Origin of the sequence: Stenotrophomonas sp. HITSZ_GD (assembly GCF_029543105.1) — a bacterium.
GTDB lineage: Bacteria > Pseudomonadota > Gammaproteobacteria > Xanthomonadales > Xanthomonadaceae > Stenotrophomonas_A.
Genome location: NZ_JARQXB010000001.1, coordinates 318,318 through 334,563 on the forward strand (window position 1 = coordinate 318,318; position 16,246 = coordinate 334,563).

Annotated in this window: 14 protein-coding genes and 1 pseudogene; 8 read left to right on the forward strand and 7 right to left on the reverse strand. The window is 69.1% G+C overall.

Annotated features, from left to right (window positions below):
• Positions 1-65 precede the first annotated feature (65 nt).
• The 3 genes from P6166_RS01540 (at position 66) to P6166_RS01550 (ending at position 2,957) form a co-directional block, all read left to right on the forward strand.
• Entirely contained in the window at positions 66-938 is an 873-nt protein-coding gene (locus P6166_RS01540) for a methylglyoxal synthase (protein WP_277762769.1), read from the forward strand.
• A gap of 90 nt (positions 939-1,028) precedes the next feature.
• The gene (locus P6166_RS01545) at positions 1,029-2,357 is read left to right on the forward strand and encodes a substrate-binding domain-containing protein (RefSeq protein ID WP_277762770.1); all 1,329 of its coding nucleotides are present in this window, start codon (positions 1,029-1,031) and stop codon (positions 2,355-2,357) included.
• A 141-nt stretch (positions 2,358-2,498) separates the two neighbouring features.
• Complete coding sequence (locus P6166_RS01550) at positions 2,499-2,957, forward strand: PepSY domain-containing protein (RefSeq protein ID WP_277762771.1); 459 nt, start codon at positions 2,499-2,501, stop codon at positions 2,955-2,957.
• A gap of 143 nt (positions 2,958-3,100) precedes the next feature.
• On the opposite strand, the pseudogene P6166_RS01555 reads toward P6166_RS01550, so the two are convergent.
• A pseudogene (locus P6166_RS01555) lies at positions 3,101-4,807 on the reverse strand (M28 family metallopeptidase); the annotation flags it as partial.
• Positions 4,808-4,886: 79 nt separating this feature from the next.
• Positions 4,887-5,564: a hypothetical protein gene (locus P6166_RS01560; protein ID WP_277762772.1), complete on the reverse strand. Its 678-nt coding sequence runs from the start codon at positions 5,562-5,564 to the stop codon at positions 4,887-4,889.
• 152 nt (positions 5,565-5,716) lie between these two features.
• On the opposite strand from P6166_RS01560, the gene P6166_RS01565 reads away from it, so the two are divergent.
• The gene (locus P6166_RS01565; protein WP_277762773.1) at positions 5,717-6,934 is read left to right on the forward strand and encodes a peptidoglycan DD-metalloendopeptidase family protein; all 1,218 of its coding nucleotides are present in this window, start codon (positions 5,717-5,719) and stop codon (positions 6,932-6,934) included.
• Between the two features lie 102 nt (positions 6,935-7,036).
• Positions 7,037-8,503, forward strand: coding sequence for a S41 family peptidase (locus P6166_RS01570; RefSeq protein ID WP_277762774.1), 1,467 nt, complete (start codon positions 7,037-7,039; stop codon positions 8,501-8,503).
• A 48-nt stretch (positions 8,504-8,551) separates the two neighbouring features.
• Here the strand turns inward: P6166_RS01570 and P6166_RS01575 are convergent, their stop codons facing one another.
• The 3 genes from P6166_RS01575 to P6166_RS01585 are packed head-to-tail and all read right to left on the reverse strand — an operon-like array spanning position 8,552 to position 10,578.
• Complete coding sequence (locus P6166_RS01575; RefSeq protein ID WP_277762775.1) at positions 8,552-9,532, reverse strand: D-2-hydroxyacid dehydrogenase family protein; 981 nt, start codon at positions 9,530-9,532, stop codon at positions 8,552-8,554.
• A 10-nt stretch (positions 9,533-9,542) separates the two neighbouring features.
• Entirely contained in the window at positions 9,543-9,863 is a 321-nt protein-coding gene (locus tag P6166_RS01580) for a DUF1820 family protein (RefSeq protein WP_277762776.1), read from the reverse strand.
• A gap of 22 nt (positions 9,864-9,885) precedes the next feature.
• Positions 9,886-10,578, reverse strand: a complete 693-nt coding sequence (locus tag P6166_RS01585; RefSeq protein WP_277762777.1) for a rhomboid family intramembrane serine protease — start codon at positions 10,576-10,578, stop codon at positions 9,886-9,888.
• Between the two features lie 225 nt (positions 10,579-10,803).
• On the opposite strand from P6166_RS01585, the gene P6166_RS01590 reads away from it, so the two are divergent.
• Positions 10,804-12,159, forward strand: coding sequence for an outer membrane protein transport protein (locus P6166_RS01590; protein ID WP_277762778.1), 1,356 nt, complete (start codon positions 10,804-10,806; stop codon positions 12,157-12,159).
• Positions 12,160-12,217: 58 nt separating this feature from the next.
• On the opposite strand, the gene P6166_RS01595 is transcribed toward P6166_RS01590, so the two are convergent.
• Positions 12,218-12,772 (reverse strand): nucleoside 2-deoxyribosyltransferase, encoded by a 555-nt coding sequence (locus tag P6166_RS01595; protein ID WP_277762779.1) that lies wholly within the window; start codon positions 12,770-12,772, stop codon positions 12,218-12,220.
• Between the two features lie 38 nt (positions 12,773-12,810).
• Here P6166_RS01595 and P6166_RS01600 point away from each other — a divergent pair, with 38 nt between their 5' ends.
• Positions 12,811-13,524, forward strand: a complete 714-nt coding sequence (locus P6166_RS01600; protein WP_277762780.1) for a 2OG-Fe(II) oxygenase — start codon at positions 12,811-12,813, stop codon at positions 13,522-13,524.
• 9 nt (positions 13,525-13,533) lie between these two features.
• Here P6166_RS01600 and P6166_RS01605 read toward each other — a convergent pair whose 3' ends face one another.
• Positions 13,534-14,631, reverse strand: a complete 1,098-nt coding sequence (locus tag P6166_RS01605) for a PA0069 family radical SAM protein (RefSeq protein ID WP_277762781.1) — start codon at positions 14,629-14,631, stop codon at positions 13,534-13,536.
• A 90-nt stretch (positions 14,632-14,721) separates the two neighbouring features.
• On the opposite strand from P6166_RS01605, the gene cls reads away from it, so the two are divergent.
• A complete protein-coding gene (cls, locus tag P6166_RS01610; protein ID WP_277762782.1) occupies positions 14,722-16,182 on the forward strand; it encodes a cardiolipin synthase in 1,461 nt (486 codons plus the stop codon).
• The last annotated feature ends 64 nt before the right edge of the window (positions 16,183-16,246 follow it).

Consider the following 16,246-nt stretch of genomic DNA (forward strand, 5'->3'; position numbering starts at 1 on the left):
CGCCCCCTCGTGTCATCGCGCCAGGGAGCTTAGACTCCGCTCGGGAACGGTCACGGGGAAGGCGCATGCGGTTGGGATTGGCAGCCAATCGGCTGCATCACGAGGGCGATGATGCGGCCTTGTTCCGTTGGCTGCGTGCCTGCGAACGCGGTATCCGCGAACTCAGCCTGGGCCTGCACGCGGTGGGCCGGACCTTCGATGCGATCGAGCGCGCGGCGCTGTTGCCCGACTACCCCGCATTGAAGCGTTATCCCAATGGGCGCGAAGGCGGGCTGATGAAGTTGGTGGCCGAGGTGGTGGGCCTGGAGGGGGGCGCGCGCACGCTGGAGGGTGCGATCTATCTGATCGATCCCGTCGACCCTTCCTCGATCTTCCCCGAGGCCATCGCGCTCAAGCGCCAGTGCGTGATCCACGGCAAGCCGTTCCTCTCCACCGTCGCCTCGGCCCGTGATTGGATCGAGCTCGAACGCATCCATGCCGGGCTGGCGCCGGACCCGGGCGCCGACGACCTGCACGCGTTCGAATCGCACACGCTGGCGTTGATTGCCCACGATGCGATGAAGCCGCAGATGCTGGCATTCGCCGCCGAACACTTCGACCTGCTGTCGCGCTTCGCGCACCGCGTGGGCACGGGCACCACCGGCCAGCGGCTCAACGAGCTGGCCTGGAGCCGCGGCTGGCCGGCGGAGCAGCCATGGGTGCATCGCTACGAAAGCGGCCCGATGGGCGGCGACGCGCAAATCGCCGATCTCGTGCTGCAGGGGCGCTGCCAGCGCGCGATCTTCTTCGAGGACCCGCATGTGGCGCGGCAGCATGAGGCGGACATCCAGCTGCTCGAGCGCGCGGTGACGACCGTCACCGACCTGGCGGTATGCACCACGACCCCCGTGGTGGCGCGGCGCTGGGCGGAGGCGGCGAGGCAACGCGCGCGCACGTAGCGGCGCGCTGAACTCCCGCGGGCCGCGGTCACCGGCCTGTCATCGGCAACGGCAACACTCCCGGCGCTCTGACGTACCCCCGGGGGATCCATGTTGCGCTCGCTGTTCTGTTTCGTGCTGGCCGCGTGCCTGTGCTACTCGTCGTCGTTGCATGCGCAGGAGGAGGCCGAACGGCTGCGCGCATACGGTTCCAACACCGTGGGCGAGCGCCTGATGCCCGCGCTGGTGGAGTCCTGGTTGAAGTCCATGGGCTATGGCCGCATCCGCCGCGTGGATGTGAGCGGCAGCGTGACCGAAGTGCATGCGGTACGCGATGACATGCCGCTGATCGTGGAGATCGGCAAGCGCGGTTCTGCCGCCGGCATGCAGGCCCTCATCCGCGGCGACAGCGAACTGGCGATGCTCGCCCGCACGCCGACCGCCGCCGAACAGGCCGCCGGCTGGCAGCTTGGCGAGCTCACGTCTCCGGACCAGCAGTTCGTGCTGGCGCTCAACGGTGCCCAGGCGGTGGTGGCCCAGGCCAACCCGATCAAGATGCTGAGCCTGGCCCAGCTGCGCGCGGTGCTGGCCGGCGAGGTGCGCGACTGGACGCAGCTCGGGGGCCCCGGCGGCGAGGTGCAGGTGATGTGCGGCCCCGCCACGGGCGGCCTCAACGATTACCTCGCAGACCGGGTCACACAGGGTGCGGCGATCAAAGGCTGCACGCGCCGTTTCCCGACCCTGGCGGAGGCCGCCCGCGCGGCCGCGAACAACCCGCAAGCGCTGGCGGTGGTTGAGCTGGCCACGCACGTGCCGCCGGCCGGCCGCGCCCTGGCCATCGCCGATGGCGGCATCCCGGTGGCGCCGACCGCCACCAACCTGCGCAGCGAGGACTATCCGCTGGTGCAACGCTACAGCGTGTACGGCGGGCAGATGATGTCCGCGCTGGGCCGCGGCCTGGCGATGTACCTCATCTCGCCAGCGGCCCAGCGCGTGGTCGCCAGCCAAGGATTGTTGGCGATGACGCTGCCCAAGGCTCCCGCGGAAGAAGCGCCCAGCGTCGGGCCGCCGCCGTACCGGGAAGCGGTGGCCGGCGCCAAGCGCCTGCCGATGACGGTGCGCTTCAACCTGCGCTCGCTGAGCGGCATGTTCGAAGGCGGCTCGGCGCAGGACCTGGAGCGCCTGATCGCTTTCATGCAGCTGCCGCAGAACCGCGGCCGCACGTTGGCGGTGGTGGGCTTCGCCAACGCGGACCCGGCCAACAAGCTGTATCCGACCATCGCCAGCAACGACCGCGCCGACATCATCGCCGGCTACCTGGGCCAGCATGGCATCGTGGTGCAGCGCGCGCGTGGGCTCGGGGCGATTCGTCCGCTGGTGGACGAGCGCGATGCGAAGGCACGCGAGCGCAACGAGCGTGTGGAAATCTGGATGTTGTAGGCAGGTTCTACAGCATCCCGTGCCCATCGCTGAATCGCGCCCGAGCCGTGCCTGAATCGTCGCCACGCCGCGCCGCAGCATTTCACCTTGCAGCGATCCGGCGGTGGCGAGGATGGCCCCACCTCATCCAGGGAGAACGCCATGAGCACCACGCCGATTACCCGCACCGCACTGGCCCTCGCGCTGGCGCTGGCCGCAGGCGCCGCGTACGCCAAGCAGCCGCCTGCCAAGGGCGAACCGCAGCAAGCCCTGACGTCGACCGAGATCAACGCGATGCTCACCGCGCAGGGCTACCGCGACGTACACGACATCGAATTCAAGGACGGCGTGTGGCAGGCCGACGCGAAGAGTGGCGACGGCAAGCATGTGGACCTGAAGATCGACCCGGCGACCGGCCGCGTCTATCCCGACGAGGTGTCCTCGCCGATGAGCGAGGATGACGTGCGCGCGGCGCTGTCGGCCGCCGGCTACTCGAAGGTGCGCGATGTCGAGTTCGACGACGGCCTGTGGCAGGCCCACGCGGAGAACAGCGCCGGCAAGGACACCAAGGTGCAGGTCGATCCGAAGGATGGCAAGGTCGTCGCGGCCGAGAACGATTGACCCGCCCGGCCACGCGCCGTTGCCCGACCCGGAACGAGAAAGGCCTCCCGCGGGGGAGGCCTTTCGTTTTCTCCGCCACCCGCCGCGTTACCTCACGGCTGGGGAGTTTCCGGCTTGGACGCCTCCGGCGTCCGCGCGCCCCGCATCATGCGGTCGCGCGCGGCCTTGAAGGCATTGCCTTCATACCAGTTCGGCCACTTGTCGCCAGCCGCCAGTTCCTGGCCCACACCGTACACCGCTTCGAGATCTTCCACGGTGCCATCGAGCTTCCAGGTGGCCGGGTCGTACTCGTCCTTCGGGCCGTGGTAGCGGTTCTTGCCGTAGTCCTCGGCCGCCTTGCGGCCAGCTTCCAGACCGCCCTCGCGCAGGTCTTCGCCGCCATCGGTGTACAGCGCCGGCACGCCGGCCTTGGCGAAGTTGAAGTGATCGGAACGGAAGTACGAGCCATTCTGCGGCGTGGCTTCGGCATGCAGCACGCGGCCCTGCTTGGCGACGATCGGCTTGAGGATGTCCTCCAGTTCCGAGCTGCCATATCCCACCACGGTCATGTCCTTGGCGCGACCGGCCACGGACATGGCATCGATGTTGATGACGCCGGCGATCTTGTCCAGCGGGAAGGTCGGATGGGCGACGTAGTACTTCGAGCCCAGCAGGCCCGATTCCTCCAACGTCACCGCGACGAACACCACCGAGCGCGCCGGCGGCGGGGTCTGGTGCACGAAGGCATCCGCCACTTCGAGGATGCCGGCCACGCCGGTGGCGTTGTCCACCGCGCCGTTGTAGATGTTGTCGCCCGGCTCGCCCTCGTGCTTGCCCAGGTGGTCCCAGTGCGCCATGTACAGCACCGCCTCGTCCGGCCGGCTGCTGCCCGGCAGCACGCCCACCACGTTGCGCGACTGCTTCTCCTCGATCTTGCTCTTCAGGTCCACCGACCAGGTGGCCTTCAGCGGCACAGGCTTGAAGCCGCGCTTGCTGGCGTCCTTGTAGGCCTGCGCCAGGTCCAGCCCGGCGTCGGCGAACAGCTGCTTGGCGGTGGCCGCCGAGATCCAGCCCTGCACCGGCAGGCGCGGATCCGGATCGTCCTTGGCCGGCAGGTCGTACTGCGGGCCGGCCCAGGAATTGCGCACCACGTCCCAGCCGTAGCTGGCGCCGGCATCGTCGTGCACGATCAGCGCGGCGGCGGCGCCCTTGCGCGCGGCTTCCTCGAACTTGTAGGTCCAGCGCCCGTAGTAGGTCATGCGCTTGCCTTCGAACAGCTTGCCGTCGTTCGTATGGAAGCCCGGGTCGTTGACGAACATCACCACCGTCTTGCCCTTCCAGTCCTGGCCGGCATAGTCGTTCCACTTCTGCTCGGGCGCGTCCACGCCATAGCCGACGAACACCAGTTCGCTGCCGTCGATCTTCACTTCCGGCTGGCCGGTGCGCGTGCCCACCACGATGTCGCTGCCGAACTTCAGCTCGCGCGTCTGCCCACCGGCGACCAGCCGGGGCACGGTGCTTTCGTCGGCGGTGGTCTCCACCATCGGCACGTCCTGGAACCAGCTGTCGCCGTTGCCCGGCTGCAGGCCGATACGCTGCATCTGGTCGCGGATGTATTCCACGGTCTTCTGCTCGCCGGCGGTGCCGGGGCCACGGCCTTCGAAGGCGTCGGAGGACAGCTGCTTGACCAGCTCGCCGAAGTCGGCGGCGTTGATGCCGCTGGCGAACACGTGGTCACTGGCCGGCGCGGCAGCCGGGGTGGCAGGTGCCTGGGTGGCGGGCGCCTCGGCGGGCGCGGCCGGCTCGGGCGCGCGCTTGCAGGCGGCCAGCGCGGCGGCCGCGGCCAGGCACAACAGGATCTTGCGGGACATCGGACACCCTCGGGGAAAGCGGGAGCCCGATTCTAGTGCGCAAAGCCGGCCGCCGGGGTTCGGCGGCCGGTTTGGGGCCTCAGCGGTCGGCCGGGGCGACGTCGGTGTCGAAGATCTGCGCGGTGGCGCCGGAGACGGTGCCGATCTTGGCGCTGCGGTGCACGTAGAGGTTCACCTCGCGCTCGAAATCCAGCGCGCCTTCGACCACCGCGTTGGGGCCGATGATCACGCGCGGCTTGCGCGAGGGCTTGAGCGAGAGGTTGAAGTTCGGCTTCTTGACCTCGATGCCGCCGACCACGTGCGAGCCGACGCCGACGGTGATGTCGCCGTTGACCGTCTCGATGCCCTTGCCGAGGTTCGCGCCGACCAGGCCGATGCTGCCGTTCACCGTTTCCACGCCGCCGCTGACCTGGCCGCCGCGATCGACGAACACGCTGCCGTTGACGGTCTCGATGCCGCCGCTGACCACGACCTTCTGGCCCAGGCTGATCTGGCCGTTGACCGTGGACAGGTCGCCGGTACGGGCGCCGTTGCCGACGGTGATGCCGCCGTTGACGGTTTCCGCATCACCGGTGGTGGCGTTGTCCTCGATGGAGATGCCGCCGTTGACGGTCTCCAGGCTGCCGTAATGGCGCCCGGCCTCGGCGGTGATGCGGCCGTTGACCTTGCTGATGTCTTCCTGGGCCCAGGCCGCGCCGCTGGCCACGGACAGGGCCATGGACAGGGTGAGCAGGGCGGGCAATGGATGGAGCTTCATGCGTACCTCCGGTTCTTGGGCGCGCCAGTGTCGTAGCGATAGGACCACGCTTGGCTACAATCGCGCATCTGTCTGAAGTCACTGGACCTTCCTGCTTGGCCAACGTGCCGCCGCGACCGCCCCGCCGTCCGCCCCCCCACCCGCGCTGGGCGATGGCGCTTGCCCTGGGCGTGTCCGTGGCCTGCACGGCCACGCCGCTGTGGGCGCAGAGCCAGCGCGAGACCGAACGCAAGCTGCAGCAGATGCGCGAGGAACTGCGCAGCATCGGCCAGGAACGGCGCAAGCTGGAAGGCAAGCGGGGCGAAGCGTCGCGGCAGCTGCGTGAGGCCGACGAGAAGGTGGCGCGCAGCGCGCGGGCGCTGAGCCAGACCGAATCGGCGCTGCGCGAGCAGCAGCAGGCCATGGCCGACCTGCAGGCACGCCGCGCCGACCTGCAGCGCAGCCTGGCCGGGCAACGCGCGACGCTGGCCGCGTTGCTGCAAGCGGCCTACCGCATCGGCGACAACGCACCGCTGAAGCTGATGCTGTCGCAGGACAACGTCGCCGATGCCAACCGCCTGCTCGCCTACCACCGCTATGTGCAGCGCGAGCGCGCGCAGCAGATCCAGGGCTTGACCCGCGACCTGGCCAGCCTGGAAGCGGTGGAGAAGCAGATCGAGGAGCGGCGGCTGGCCCTGGACCAGGCACGCCAGCAGCAGCAGGCGCAATCGCGCAGCCTGGGCGACGAACGCCGCCAGCGCGCGGCGCTGGTCGCCGACCTGGACGACCAGTACAAGGATCGCGCCGAACGCGAGAAGGCGATCGGCCAGGACGCGAAGGCGCTGGAGGATCTGCTCAAGAACCTGCGCGCGGCGGCCGCCAAGGCGGAGGCCGAGCGCAAGGAGGCCGCCCGCCGCGCCGCGGCCGAAGCCGCCGCGCAGGCCAAGGCCGGCGGCAGCCGTGGTTCCAAGACGCCGCCGAAGGTGGTGGCCAGCGCCGCGGCGCCGAAGGTCGGCGGGTTGAGCTGGCCGGTCTCGGGCAGCCTGCTGGCCCGCTACGGCGGCCGCCTGCCGGATGGGCGCACCAGCAACGGCGTGCTGATCGGCGCGCCGGCCGGTACGCCGATCACCGCGGTGGCCGATGGCACGGTGGTGTTCTCCGACTGGATGACCGGCTACGGGATGATCCTCATCGTCGATCACGGCAACGGCTACATGAGCCTGTACGCCCACAACGACACCCTGCTGCGCGATGCCGGCGCCACCGTAAAGCGTGGCGAGGCGGTGGCCAAGGTCGGCAATTCCGGCGGGCAGGGCGTGCCGGCGCTGTACTTCGAGCTACGCCGCAATGGGCAGCCGGTGGACCCGGGTTCCTGGCTGCAGAGGCGCTGAACCCGCGCGGCCGCCCCACGGCGGCCACGGGAAATCCACGACGCTTCGCGCATAATCCGGACAGCCGTCCTTCGGCGGCCTGTCCCCGTTTCGGAGTGCTTCATGCGCGTAGTCCTGTCCGCCGCTCTGCTCCTGGCGCTTGCGCCGGCCACCGCCTGGTCCCAGCAGGCCACCCCGCCCGCCGACGCGCCGGCCGCCGAGGCGGACAACCCGGACGCGGAAGAGTCGGCCAGTTCCAAGGTGCCGCTGGATGAAATTCGCCGCTACGTGGCCGTGTACAACGCGGTGAAGCAGGCCTATGTCGATCCGGTCGATGACAAGCAACTCATGCAGTCGGCCATCCGCGGCCTGCTGCTGGACCTGGACCCGCATAGCACGTACTTCGACAAGGAAGATGCGGAGGCCTTCGACGAGCAGGCCACCGGCGCCTACGACGGCATCGGCGTGGAGCTGCTGCAGCAGAAGGACAACACGCTGAAGGTCATTTCGCCGATCGACGAGACGCCGGCCGCCCGCGCCGGCATCCGCGCCGGCGACACCATCATCGCCATCGACGGCAAGCCCATCGCCACCATCGAGGCGATGGAGCCGCTGCGCGGCAAGCCGGGCACGAAGGTGACCCTGACCCTCGTGCGCGACGGCCGCGACAAGCCGTTCGACATCACCGTGACGCGCGAGACCATCCGCGTGGCCAGCGTGCGTTCGCGCATGCTCGAGGCAGGCTATGGCTACGTGCGCATCGCCACGTTCCAGGCCGATACCGGCAACGATTTCCACAAGCAGGTGGAGGCGCTGAAGGCCAAGTCCGGCGGCAAGCTGCGCGGGCTGGTGCTGGACCTGCGCAGCAACCCGGGCGGCCTGCTCACTTCCGCGGTGCAGGTGGCCGACGATCTGCTCGACAAGGGCGTGATCGTGACCACGCGCGGGCGCATCGCCATCAGCGATGCGAAGTTCGAGGCCACGCCGGGCGACGCGCTGGGTGGCGCGCCGGTGGTGGTGCTGGTGGACGCCGGCTCGGCCAGCGCCTCGGAGGTGCTGGCCGGTGCACTGCGCGACAACCACCGCGCGCGGGTGATCGGCAGCCGCACCTTCGGCAAGGGCTCGGTGCAAACGGTGCTGCCGCTGGACAATGGCGATTCGGTGAAGCTCACCACCGCGCGCTACTACACGCCGAGCGGGCGTTCGATCCAGGCCAGCGGCATCGTGCCGGATGTGGTGCTCACCCCGGTGCGCGACCCCGACGCGGACGTGCCCGCCAGCCTGGCCGACTACAGCGAAGCGACGCTGCCGGGCCACCTGCATGGTGACGACGAGGGGGCGGAAGGCTACAGCGCCGGCGACGTGCTGCCCGGCGATGGGCCGATCGCCTCGGCCTTGGCCGAGTTGAAGAATCCGGGTTCGGTCGCGAAGGCGGAGCAGGCCAGGGCCAAGCCCAAGGCGGCCGCGAAGCCCACCGCGAAGACCGGCACCACGCCGCCCGCCAAGCCGGAAGCACCGGCCAAGCCGCTGGACGCGAAACCGGCGCTGCCGGCGGATGTGCCCGCGGAAAAGAAAACCGACCCGCTGTAAGCGCCGCGTCCGGGCCCGGGCACGCCGCGCGGGCGTGCCCGGTCGGCGTCAGCCTTCCAGCACCTGCGGATTGGCGATATGCCGCGGCGTGCCCGCGGCGAAGGCGAGCACGTTGTCGAAGGCGGCGCTGAAGTATTGCTCGTAGCTGTCGCGCTCCACGTAACCCAGGTGCGGCGTGGCCAGCATGCGCGGGTGGCGCAGCAGGGGATCGTTCGCATCGAGCAACGGCTCGTGTTCGAACACGTCCAGCGCGGCCATGCCCGGCCTTCCCGCGTCCAACGCGGCGAGCAGGGCGCCCGGCGCGATGAGTTCGGCGCGGCTCGTGTTGACCAGCAATGCATCCGGCCGCATCAACGCCAGGTCGGCGGCGCCCACTTCGTGCCGGCTTGCATCGCTCAGCCGGCGGTGCAACGAGAGCACATCGCTTTCGGCGAACAGGTGCGCACGGCTGCGCGCGACCTCGAAGCCGTCCGCGCGCGCCTGCGCGCACGAGGCCTCGCCGCCCCACACCATCACGCGCATGCCGAACGCGCGGCCATAGCCGGCCACCAGGCGCCCGATCTTGCCGTAGCTCCAGATGCCCAGCGTGCGCCCGTGCAGCGCGCGCCCCAGCAGGGCATCGCCGGTCGCCTGCCAACGCCCGGCATGCAGCGCGTCGCCATAGGCGCGCAAGCGGCGGCTGGCCGCCATCACCAGCGCCCACGCCAGCTCGGCTGGCGCGACCGGCGAGCCGCTGCCCTCGGCCACGGCCACGCCGTGGCGCGTGCATGCCTCGATATCGATATTGGAAGACAAGCGCCCGGTCTGGCTGATGAGCCGCAACTGGGGAAGCCCTGCGAGCAGGGCCGCGTCCACCTGCGTGCGTTCGCGGATCAGCACCAGCGCCTCGGCCCCGGCCAGCGCCTCGGCGTTCTGTTCCAGGCCGTGCAATGGCTGGTCCAGGACGACGACATCGTGGCCTTGCAACCGCGAGAAACAGTCCAGCCCGCGTACCGCCTGCTGGTAGTCCTCGGGAATGATGATGCGCATCGCTGCCCTGCTAGCGCGGCTTGCCGGGCAGCGGGAACGGGGTGACCACCGATTCGCCGGAAGCCGCGTCGCGGATCGCCGACTGGCCCTTCTTCTCCACTTCCTCGATGCGCACGATGCTCTGCATCGGCAGGTGCAGCTTGCGCGTGTTGCCGAACTCCTCGCGCAGGCGTTCCTCGGTGGGGTCCACCACCAGGCCGTCGTGCACGTCGAACACCAGCTCGCCGATTTCGTTGAAGCCCCACAGGTGGCTGCCGGCCACGTGCCGCGCGTACAGCTCGTAGACCTTGCCGTGGTTGAGGAACGTGACTTTGTAGAGCGCCTTGGACATGCCCGCGATTATAGGACCGCGCTCAGAAACCGTGACGCTTGCGCAGGCGGCGCGCAATGGCCGCGCGCACGTACAGCCCGTAGCCGATGCCGAACAGGAAGCCGGCGATATGCGCCGACCAGGCGACCATGCCGAATGCCGGGCCGATATGCGCGAACACCACCTGCAGCAGCGCCCACACGCCAATCAGCAACGGCGCGGGCACGCGGATGAACTCCAGGAACAACCCCAGCGGCAGCACCACGCCGAGCTTGGCGCCGGGGAACAGCGCCAGGTAGCTGCCGATCAGGGCCGACACCGCGCCGGAGGCGCCGATGATGACCTGGTCGGGCCGGCCGAGGGTGTAGATCGCGGCCAGGTTCGCGGCCGCGCCGCCCAGCAGGAACAGCAGCAGCAGGCGCCATGGCCCGAGGATGCGCTCGGCGGGGAGCCCGAAGATCAGCAGGAACACCAGGTTGCCGAGCAGGTGCGACCAGTCCGCGTGCAGGAACAGCGCGGTGAACAGCCGCAGCACGCTGCCGTCTTCCAGGGCGGCCCACCAGTCGGACATGGCCGGCCGGCCCCGGGACAGCGCGCCCCAGTCCAGCCACAACCCGGCCCGCGCCTCTTCGGGCCGGCTGATGGACCACAGGAACGCGGCCCATATCACCGCGAACAGCAGGGGTACCGCCCAGCGGTGCGAGGGTTTCTTGCGGGAGGGAAGGGAGATGAACATGGGGCGCAGGGAGCCAAGATAGCGGTTTCACGGGCATGAACCCATCCCGAAGAAATGGCCGCCATTCATCGAAAGTCGTTATTGTTAGGTTAACCCTGATGGGTATACTGCATACGGCGTCGTATGTCCGGGAGGGGTCTCCGGCGCATCCGCAAGCCCCATGCAGGCTGCGCGGATGCAGGCGCTTTACAGACAATTACAAAGTCTTTCCGGAGAGATACAAGTATGACCAACGTTTCCAACATCAGCCGCGTCACCGCGCTCGCCGTCGGTATCGCCGGCGTGCTCGCGTTCGGCCAGGCACAGGGTGCCGCCTTCCAGCTGAAGGAAAACAGCGCCAAGGGCCTGGGCCGCGCGTTTGCCGGTTCCGGCAGCGCCGAGGGCGATGCTTCCATCATCGCCGTCAACCCGGCCGGCATGCGCCAGCTGGACGGCCAGCAGTTCCAGGCCGACGTCAGCGCGATCAGCTTCTCGGCCGAGTTCGACGGCAGCGCGCGCTACGTGGGCCCGACCGGCCCGGGCACCGGTACCCCGGTCAACGGCGGTGACGGCGGCGACGCCGGCATGATCGCCCCGGTTCCGGCGATGTACTACCACCTGCCGTTCGGCGAGAACGACAACATGCACTTCGGTGCCTCGGTCACCGTGCCGTTCGGCTTCAAGACCGAATACGACCGCGACTGGGTTGGCCGCTACAACGGCCTGAAGACCGAGCTGCAGGCGATCGACCTGAACCTGGCCTTCTCCTACGACGTCAATCCGTACGTGTCCTTCGGCGCGTCGGTGTTCGGCGAGCGCCTGGACGTGGACCTGAGCAATGCCATCGACTTCGGCACCGCGCTGTACGCGCAGCGCGTGCCGGGCTTCGCGCCGGGCAGCGCCGATGGTTCGCTGCGCATCAAGGGCGACAACACCGCGGTCGGCTTCACGCTGGGTGGCCTGTTCTCGATCGATGAGAACACCCATATCGGCTTCAGCTACCGCTCCGAGGTCGAGCACAAGATCACCAACGGCACCGCCGACTTCACCGTGCCGGGCAACGCCGCCGCCGTGCTGGGCGTCGCCGCGCCGGGCCAGTATGTCGACACCAAGGGCCGCGCCACGATCACCCTGCCGGCCAGCGCCACCGCCAGCTTCACCCACAAGTTCAACGACCAGTGGTCGGTGATGGCGGACGTGACCCGCACGGCATGGAGCAAGTTCGACAAGGTGACGGTCGACTACGCGTCGAACCAGGCCGACAGCGTGCTGCCGTTCTACTACCGCGACACCACCTTCGCCTCGATCGGTGCGGACTACCGCGTGAGCGACACCCTGACCCTGCGCGGCGGCCTGGCCTACGACCAGACCCCGACCACGGACGCGCACCGCGACGTCCGCGTGCCGGATACCTCCCGCAAGTGGGTTTCGCTGGGCCTGACCTGGGCGCCGTCGGCCAACGCCGAGTACAGCTTCGGTTACACCCACCTGTTCACCAGCGACCCGAACATCCGTTCGACCTCGCAGACCAACAGCGTGATCACCGGTACCTACGAGGTGTCGGGCGACGTGCTGGCCGCTTCGGCGAACTTCAAGTTCTGATCGAAGCTGCATCGTGACAGGCAAAGCCCCGCTCCCGCGGGGCTTTGTTTTTTGCGCGTCAGCCAACGACGGCGTCCTGCTCGCGCCGCAAGCGTGCGAGGGCGGCGAGGGCATCGCCGACCACCAGGGGCGCGGGCACCGACAACATCAGGTTCAACGGCAGGCCGAATTCCTCCAAGCTCCATCCGCGCGCATCGAGCACGCCCTCCGGACCGATCGCTTCGGGGTGCCGCAGGCGGATGCGCTCGGCGAAACTGCCGTGTTCGGGAAGATAGCCGTATACCGGCTTGCCCTTGGCCACGGCATAGCCCACCTCGAAGCAGGTGCCACTATCCGGCTCGGGGCCGCGGAAGAAATCCAGGTTGGCGAGCAGCGCTTCCGCGCGTTCGATCAGGGCGATGTTGGCGTGGTAGATCCACGTGGCCTGCGCGGCCGGCTCGCGGATATCCGGCGGCACGTTCTGGTCCAGCGGAAACAGGCCTTCGAAGCCAAACGCGGCGCAATCCTGCTTGAGTGCGGCGCCGCGCGCCCGCGCATCGGGACGGAACACATCGGGGCCGGCAAGGTAGAGCGTGCGGATCATCGTGGGGCAAGGGCGGCGGGCACGGTGCATTGTCGCGCGTCCGGCTGCGCGCGTGAGGCGGGATTGCTATGGTGTGGCACATGGACGCACCCGTGGATTTCATCGAGGTCTATGACGACGCGCTGGATGCGCCGACCTGCGCGGCCATCGTGCAGCGCCTGCGCGACAGCGACCGGCTGAGCGCGGGGCGGATAGGCGGCGGCCTGTATCCGGAACTCAAGCGCAGCCAGGACCTGCGTATCAGCGGCCTGCCCGATTGGGCGGAGCTGGAGGCGAAGATCCAGCACGCGGTGCTGGGCGGCCTGCTGCGTTACCTGCGACGCTACCCGCAAGCGTTGGTGGCGCCGCTGATGCTGCAGATTCCCGACACCGACGGCACGTTGCGGCGGCTGCAACCCGAAGACCTGCAGGGCATGGGCGATGCGGCCTTGACCGAACTGGCGCGCACCTGCCTGCGGCCGGGAGCGATCAACCTGCAGTGGTACGCGGCCGGCGAGGGCGGCTATCCCTACTGGCACTGCGAGCTTTATCCGCGCGATGCGGGCGCCGAAACGCTGCATCGCCACGTGCTATGGACGCTGTACCTCAACGAGGGCTTCGAGGAAGGCGAAACCGAATTCCTGTTCCAGCAGCGCAAGGTGAAGCCACGCACGGGCAGCCTGCTGATCGCCCCTACCGCGTTCACGCATACGCATCGCGGTAACCGGCCCCAGGGCGGGGACAAGTTCATCGCGACGAGCTGGATCCTGTTCCAGTCGGCGCAGGCGTTGTACGGCGCCTGAGGCCGGGCCTCAGAACAGCTCGCCTTGTGGCGAGGTCTTCTTCGGGGGAGCCGGCGGCGCGGGCCTGCGGAAGCGGGTGATGTCCAACGGCGGGTCGCCACCGCGTGGGTCGAAGCCGGCACGGCGCAAGGCCAGCTGGAAACGGCGCGCCAACAGGTCGGCATACACGCCCTGGCCGCTGAAGCGTTGGCCGAAGCGGCTGTCGTAATCCTTGCCGCCGCGCAGTTGCTGGATCGTGCTCATGACATGCGCGGCGCGGTCGGGGTAGTGGGCCTGCAGCCAATCGCGGAACAGGGGCGCCACTTCGTGTGGCAGGCGCAGCAAGGTGTAGCCGGCTGCGCGGGCACCGGCGCCCGCCGCCGCTTCGAGGATGGCTTCCAGCTCGTGGTCGTTGATCCAGGGAATCACCGGCGCGGCCATCACCCCGACCGGTACGCCGGCCTCGTGCAGCTTGGCCATCGCGCGCAGCCGGGCGTGCGGAGCAGCGGCGCGCGGTTCCAGCTTCGCCGACAGGTGGGAATCCAGCGTGGTGATCGAGAAATAGACGTTGACCAGCCGTTCGGCGGCGAGCGGGGCAAGCAGGTCGATATCGCGGGTGACCAGCGCGTTCTTGGTGATGAGGGTGAACGGATGCCGGGCCTCCCACAGCACCTCGATCATCCGCCGGGTCACTTCCAGCCGGCGTTCGATGGGCTGGTAGGCATCGGTGTTGATGCCCAGGGCGATCGGGCTGGGCACGTAGCCGGGCCGGGAGAGCTCGCGCCGCAACAGCTCGGGTGCATTGGTCTTGGCGAACAGGCGGGTTTCGAAATCCAGCCCGGGCGAGAGGTTGAGGTAGGCGTGGCTCGGGCGGGCGAAGCAGTAGCTGCAACCGTGTTCGCACCCACGGTAGGGATTGGCCGATTGCGAGAACGAGATGTCCGGGGACTGGTTGCGGCTGATGATGCTGCGCGCGGTCTCCTCGGTGACGGTGGTACGCAGCGAGGGTACGGCGAACTCCTCGGCCTCGTCCGGGTGCCAGCCGTCGTCCACCGCCTCGGCGGTGGTGATCTCGAACCGGCCGGCCAGGTGGGTCCGCGAGCCGCGGCCCTTGATCGCTTGCGTCATGGGGCGCGAGCTTACGCCGCGTCGATCTCATCGCCGGCGACCGCGCGTTGACGATACCTGCTGGTTCAGGTGCTCCCTTATGATCGCGGCATGCTCGCCACCCTGAACTCGGCCTGGGAATGGATTCATGGCATTCCCCACCTCAAGGCCTACCTTACCGCCGCCTACTTCGCCTACCTGCTGTGGATCGTGGCGTGGATCGTGCTGCAGAAACGCGAGCCGGCGGCGACCCTGAGCTGGGTGCTCTCGCTGGCGGCGTTGCCCTATCTGGGTCTGTTGATCTATTACCTGCTCGGCCCGCAGAAGGTGAAGCGGCAGCGGTTGCGCCGCGGGCGCTCGCGATCGGGCATGGAGCACTACAGCACCGTGTGCCCGCCGGACGCGGACTGCACCGAGCTGGCCAAGGTGGCGCAGGCGACCTGCGGCATCCCGCCCTCCTCGGCGACCGCGGTGGAATGGCTGATCGACGGCGGCGCGACCTACGAGGCCATCCTCGCCGCGGTGGCCGGCGCGCGCGACCATATCCACCTGGAGTACTACATCTTCAATCCCGACCAGGTCGGCACCGCGCTGCGCGACGCCCTGATCGAGCGCGCGCGGGCCGGGGTGAAGGTGCGCCTGCTGCTCGATGCGGTGGGCTCCTCGCACGTGCGCCAAAGCTTCCTGCGGCCCCTGCGCGACGCGGGGGGCGAGACCGCCTGGTTCCACCCCACCCAGCTGCTCAAGCCGTTCAAGCGGCCGTGGGTGAACATGCGCACGCACCGCAAGCTGGTCGTCGTCGACGGCCGGCTGGCCTTCACGGGCGGCATCAACATCACCGACGAGGAAGACGAGCGCATCCGCTCCGACGCCTACCGCGACCTGCACATGCGGGTGGAAGGCCACGTGGTGCGCAACCTGCAGCTGGTCTTCATCGAGGACTGGATCTACGCGACGGGGCAGGGACGGCCGGCATTCGAGGGGCAGGAGCTGTGGCCGCGCGATACGCCCGGGCGGGCCGATGGCCACATCGAGGCGCAGGTGCTGGTCTCCGGCCCGGATTCTTCCTGGGAGACGATCCACCGCCTGCACGTGGGCGCCATCCACGAGGCCCGAGAGCGGGTGTGGCTGGTGACGCCGTACTTCGTCCCGGGCGAGGCCGCGCGCATGGCGCTGACCTCGGCCGCGCTGGGGGGCCTCGACACCCGGCTGCTGGTGCCCACCATGAGCGATTCGCGGCTGGTGACCTGGGCCGCACGCTCGTATTTCGACGAGCTGCTGGAGGCCGGGGTGCGGATCTTCGAGTACGGCCCGCGCATGCTGCATACCAAGGCGCTCGTCGCCGACGATGCGCTGTGCATCGTGGGCAGCGCCAACTTCGACAACCGCAGCTTCCGCCTCAACTTCGAGTTGTCGATGATGTACCGCGACAAGCGGCTCACCGGCCAGCTGGCCGAGTACCTGGCGCAGGAGATGGCCACCGCCCGCGAGGTGCAGTTCAACCGGCACCGGCCCCTGTGGCGCTCACGGGTGCCGGAGGCGGTCGCACGGCTTACCTCGCCGTTGCTCTAACCCCGCTGCGTGACCGGCCCACGTGGAACCGGGGCCGGAGGCGGCGCTACACTGCGCCGGACTA